Origin of the sequence: Streptomyces hainanensis (genome assembly GCF_004348415.1) — a bacterium.
GTDB lineage: Bacteria > Actinomycetota > Actinomycetes > Streptomycetales > Streptomycetaceae > Streptomyces > Streptomyces hainanensis.
Window position 1 is genome coordinate 1 of sequence record NZ_SMKI01000686.1, and the last position, 2,815, is coordinate 2,815.

Below are 2,815 nucleotides of genomic sequence, written 5' to 3' on the forward strand. Positions count from 1 at the left end.
GCAGGGGAGCGGCGCCACATGGCGGAGAGCAGGGGCGGGGCGGCGGCGAGCCCGCGGAGGGCGCCGCGGTGAGGCTGTTGCACACCTCCGACTGGCATCTCGGCCGCTCCCTGCACCGGGCCGGCCTGGCCGAGGCCCAACGCGCGTTCCTCGACCACCTGGTGGCCACCGTCCGGGAGCGCGAGGTCGACGCGGTGCTGGTCGCCGGCGACGTCCACGACCGGGCCGTCCCCCCGCTGGCCGCCGTCCGGCTCTTCGACGACGCCCTGCACCGGCTCGCGGAGCTCGGCGTGCCCACCGTGATGATCTCCGGCAACCACGACTCGCCGCACCGGCTCGGCGTGGGCGCCGGCCTGATCGGCCGCGCCGGCGTCCACCTGCGCACGGACCCGGCCGGCTGCGGCACCCCGGTGCTCCTCGCCGACGACCACGGCGCCGTCGCCTGCTACGGCCTGCCCTATCTCGAACCAGCCCTGGTCCGCGAGGAGTTGGGGGCCGGCACCGGCGGGCACGCCGCCGTGCTCGGCGCCGCCATGGAGCGAGTCCGCGCCGATCTCGCCGGCCGCCCCGCCGGCACCAGGTCCGTCGTCCTGGCCCACGCCTTCGTCACCGGCGGCACCGGCTGCGACAGCGAGCGCGACATCAGCGTCGGCGGCACCGCAGCCGTGCCCGCCGCGCTGTTCGCCGGCGTCGACTACGTCGCCCTCGGCCACCTGCACGGCTGTCAGACCATCACCGAGCGCCTGCGCTACTCGGGTTCGCCCCTCGCCTACTCCTTCTCCGAGGCCGGCCACCGCAAGTCCATGTGGCTGATCGACCTCGGCCCGGCCGGCGAGGTCGCCGCCGAGCGCGTCGACTGCCCGGTGCCCCGCCCGCTCGCCCGCCTCCGCGGCCGGCTCGACGCGCTCCTCACCGACCCCGCCCTCGGCGTCCACGAGGCCGCGTGGGTGGAGGCCACCCTCACCGACCCGGCCAGGCCCGAGGAGCCCATGGCCCGCCTCGCCGAGCGCTTCCCCCACGTTCTCAGCCTCGTCCTCGAGCCCGAGCGCGACCCGGCGGCCCCGCACACCTCCTACGCGCAGCGGCTGCGCGGTCGCACCGACCAGCAGGTCGCCGAGGACTTCGTCACCCACGTCCGCGGCGGCGCCGCGCCCGACGAGCGGGAGCGCGCCGAGCTGGCCGCCGCCCTCGAGGCCGCCCGCGCAGGGGAGGGCTGAGCCATCCGCCTGCACCGGCTCACCCTCACCGCGTTCGGCCCCTTCTCCAGCAGCCAGCACGTCGACTTCGACCGGCTGTCCGCCGCCGGCCTCTTCCTCTTCCACGGCGCCACCGGCGCCGGCAAGACCTCCATCCTGGACGCCGTCTGCTTCGCGCTCTACGGCTCCGTGCCCGGCGCCCGGCAGGGCGCCACCCTCGCCCTGCGCAGCGACCACGCCGCCCCCGACACCGCCACCGAGGTGGTGCTCGACCTCACCCTCGGCGGGCGCCGCCTCGAGATCACCCGCCGCCCCGAGCAGGAGCGCCCCAAGCGCCGCGGCACCGGCACCACCCGCGAGCGGGCGCACGCCCTGCTCCGCGAACACGACCCGGCCACCGGCGGCTGGCGGGCCCTCAGCCGCTCCCACCAGGAGATCGGCGAGGAGCTCGGCGCGCTGCTCGGCATGAGCCGCGAACAGTTCTGCCAGGTCGTCCTGCTGCCCCAGGGGGAGTTCGCCCGCTTCCTGCGCGCCGGCGCCGAGGACCGCGCCAAGCTCCTCGGCCGCCTCTTCGGCACCCACCGGTTCGCCGCCGCGGAGGCCCACCTCGCCGAGCGGCGCGCCGCCGCCGCCCACCGCGTCCGCGCCGCCGACGAACGGCTGCTCGCCCTCACCAACCGGATCCTCCAGGCCGCCGGGCCCGACACCGCGGAGCTCGGCCCGGTTCCCGACCCGGCGGAGGCCCCGGCCGGCGCCGACCCGGCCCACCGGCTCCTCGGCTGGGCGGCCCAGGCCCGCTGCGCGGCCCGCGAGCGGCACACCGTCGCCACCGTCGCCCTGGAGCGGGCGGAGGCCGGCCACGCCCAGGCCGAGCGCCACCACACCGAGGCGGTCGAGCGCGCCAGGCTCCAGCGGGAGCACGCGGCGGCCCGCGGGCGCGCCGCCGCGCTGGCCGCCCGCGAGCCGGAACACGCCGCCGACCTGGCCCGCCTGGAGCGGGCCCGGTCCGCCGAGGCCGTCGTCCCCGCGCTCGCCCTGCGCGCCACCGCCGACGCGGAGCACCGCGCCGCCGTGGTGGCCGAGCGCGAGGCCAGGGCGCCGCTGCCACCCGGCCTCGACGACGCGCCCGCCGCCGTCCTCGCCGAGCGGGAGCGTGCCGCCCGGGAGGAGCTCGGCGCCCTCGGCGCCGCCCGCTCCGCCGAAACCCGGGCCGGTGCCGTCGAGGCCGGGCTCGCCGCCCTGGCCCACGAGGCCCACGCGGACGAGGAGTCGCTGCGCGACGCCGAACGACGCCTCGGCATCCTGGCCGCCGACACCGTGCGGCTGCGCGCCGACCTGGCACGGTTCGGCGCCGCCACCGCCCGGGCCGAGGCGGTGGAGCAGCGGCTCGCCCGAGCCGGCGGCCGGCTCGCCGCCGCCCGGCGTCGCGACAGTCTCACCGCCGGCCTCGGCGCCGCCGAGGCCGGGCTGCTCGCCGCCCGGGAGGCGGCCGCCGACGCCTACGCCCACTGGCTCGACCTCAAGGAGCGCCGGCTGCGCGGCATCGCCGCCGAGCTCTCCGCCGCCCTGCGCCCCGGCGAGCCCTGCGCCGTCTGCGGCTCACCCGAGCACCCGCACCC

Annotated in this window: 2 protein-coding genes; both read left to right on the forward strand. The window is 79.2% G+C overall.

The window, feature by feature from the left end; all coding sequences use genetic code 11:
• The first annotated feature begins 68 nt into the window (after positions 1 to 68).
• Positions 69 to 1,217 (forward strand): exonuclease SbcCD subunit D, encoded by a 1,149-nt coding sequence (locus E1283_RS34695; protein WP_132822143.1) that lies wholly within the window; start codon positions 69 to 71, stop codon positions 1,215 to 1,217.
• A 3-nt stretch (positions 1,218 to 1,220) separates the two neighbouring features.
• Positions 1,221 to 2,815: AAA family ATPase (locus tag E1283_RS34700; protein WP_132822144.1), on the forward strand; the 1,595-nt coding region annotated here is incomplete at its 3' end.